Annotated in this window: 2 protein-coding genes; both read left to right on the top strand. The window is 63.1% G+C overall.

Translation table 11 applies throughout. The annotated features are described in order from the left end of the window. Positions 1-715 (top strand): cysteine protease LapG (gene lapG, locus HP547_RS24735; protein WP_256676414.1); only part of this gene is annotated, 715 nt, incomplete at its 5' end. Between the two features lie 10 nt (positions 716-725). Next, on the top strand, positions 726-2,528 hold a 1,803-nt coding region (lapD, locus tag HP547_RS24730; protein ID WP_172288005.1), incomplete at its 3' end, for a cyclic di-GMP receptor LapD.

Raw genomic sequence — 2,528 nt, 5'->3', positions numbered from 1 at the left:
CTGGCCGGAACAGGGCTTCGCAGTGGCGATATCCTGGATGCTCAAAACCGTTGTGCGACGCGTCGGCCTGGCCGGGCTGCTGGGCTGCCTGCTGCTCGGCGGTTTGCATGCGGACTGGGATTTCTCCCAGATCAGCCGCCAGTCGCAGGCCCTCTATGGGCCGCTGGGTGCCGGGCAAAGCCGCATCGATGCCTGGCAGAACCTGATGGCCACGCAAAAGCAGGGGACCGAGCTTGAGCGCTTGCAAGTGGTCAACCGCTTCTTCAACCAGCAACTGCGCTATGTAGAGGATATCGACCTGTGGCATGAGGTCGATTACTGGGCGACGCCGGTGCAGGCACTGATCAAAGGTGCCGGGGACTGCGAGGACTACGCCATTGCCAAGTATTTCAGCCTGCGGCGCATGGGCATCCCCAGCGACAAACTGCGTATCACCTACGTAAAGGCGCTGCGGCAGAACCGGGCGCATATGGTGCTGACCTATTATTCAAGCCCACAGGCCCAACCCTTGGTACTCGACAGCCTGATGGACGCCATCAAGCCGGCAAGCCAGCGTACCGACCTGCTGCCGGTGTATGCCTTCAATGGCGAAGGGTTGTGGCTGACGGGTGCCACGGGCAACAAGAAAGTCGGCGATACCAAGCGGTTGTCACGCTGGCAGGATTTGTTGAAAAAAATGCAGGTCGAAGGGTTCCCGGCCGAGCCGGTTTACTGAAGGAGCACAGATGTCACTGTTCAAACAATTGCTGTTGGCCATTTGCCTGTTCCTGGTGGTCGCCTTCAGTGGCAGTTTCATGGTCAGCCTGGAAAGCTCGCGCAGCCAGTATGTCAACCAGCTGCGCTCGCATGCCCAGGATGCGGCAACTGCGCTGGCGCTGTCGCTGACGCCGAACATCGATGACCCGGCGATGGTCGAGCTGATGGTCAGTTCGATCTTCGACAGTGGTTACTATTCGAGCATCAAGGTCGTCGACCTGGGCTCCAATGCCGTGCTGGTAGAGCGCCACGCCGAGCCTGACCCGGGTGGCGTGCCACGCTGGTTCGTGCAGTTGATCGGCCTGGAAGCAGCCGGTGGCGATGCCATTGTCAGCCGCGGCTGGCAGCAGGCCGCGCGCGTCGAAGTGATCAGCCACCCGATGTTTGCCATTGCCAAGCTCTGGCAAAGCGCGCTGGGCAGCCTGGGCTGGTTGCTGGTGTGTGGCGCTGCCAGTGCCGTGCTCGGCGCCTTGCTGTTACGCCGCCAGTTGCGGCCGCTGGACTACATGGTCGAGCAATCCCACGCCATTGCCCGCCGCGAATTCCTCAGCCTGCCAGAACTGCCGCGCACGCCGGAGCTGCGCCGTGTGGTGCAGGCGATGAACCAGATGGTGGAGAAACTCAAGGCCCTGTTTACCGAGCAGGCCGAGCGCAGTGAACGGTTGCGTGCCGAGTCCTATCAGGACAGCCTCACTGGCCTGTCGAACCGGCGTTACTTCGAGATGCAGCTGAACACCCGGGTCAGCAACCTGGAAGAGGCGCGCGCGGGCTATCTTCTGCTGCTGCGGGTGCAGGGTCTGGCGGGTTTGAACGCACGTCTTGGCGGCCAGCGCACCGACCAGTTGCTGCAGGCGGTAGGTGAGCAGTTGCGCCGCACCTGTGCCAGCTTTCCGGAAACCAACGACCTGATTTCCCGCAGCCGCGGTGGCGAGTTCGCTGTGCTGGCGCCGGGCATGGTGCATGAAGAGGCGGTAAACCTTGCCCAGGCACTGGAGGCCACGCTGCAGAGCCTGCATGAGACCGGCGCCAGTGATATCGACCCGGTAGCCTGCATCGGCCTCGCGCCCTTCAGCCCCGGCGATGCGCCGCAGGCGTTGCTCAAGCTGGCTGACGAGGCCCTGGCCCGCGCCGAGAACCAGCCGACGCCAGGCTGGGTGTGCCTTGAGCAAGGTGTCGCCGCAGTTGCTGCAGACAGCCAGCATGCCTGGCACGAGCGGCTGGACCAGGCCTTCAACAACGGGCACTTCGAGTTGTTCTTCCAGCCCGTGGTGGATTGCGACAATGCGCAACGGGTACTGCACCATAAGGTGATTTCGCGCTTGCAGGATGGCCAGGGCGTGGCCTTGCCGGCCGGTCGCTTCCTGCCCTGGCTGGAGCGTTTCGGCTGGATGCCGCGGCTGGACGTGCTGGTGCTGGAAAAGGTGCTGGCCCACCTGCGCGGGCATGACCAAGTGCTGGCGCTGAACTTGTCGGCTGCCACCCTTGCCGACCCCAAGGCCCTGCAGCGAGTCTTCGAACTGCTGGGTCAGAACGCGGCACTGGGGTCCCGCCTGGTTTTCGAAATTGGCGAAGAGCAGTTGCCTGAACAGGCTGCTCTGGAGCAACTGACCCGGCGCCTGCACGCCCTTGGCTTCGGCTTGGCGCTGCAACGCTTTGGCGGGCGCTTCAGCATGATCGGCAACCTGGCGCACCTGGGGCTGGCGTACCTGAAGATTGACGGTAGCTACATCCGCAACATCGATCACGAGCAGCACAAACGGCTGTTCATCGAG

The organism is Pseudomonas sp. CM27 (genome assembly GCF_013179515.1).
In the GTDB taxonomy this organism is placed as follows: domain Bacteria; phylum Pseudomonadota; class Gammaproteobacteria; order Pseudomonadales; family Pseudomonadaceae; genus Aquipseudomonas.
Note: the sequence above shows the minus strand (reverse complement) of the source record. Positions and strands in the feature narration are given on the sequence as shown.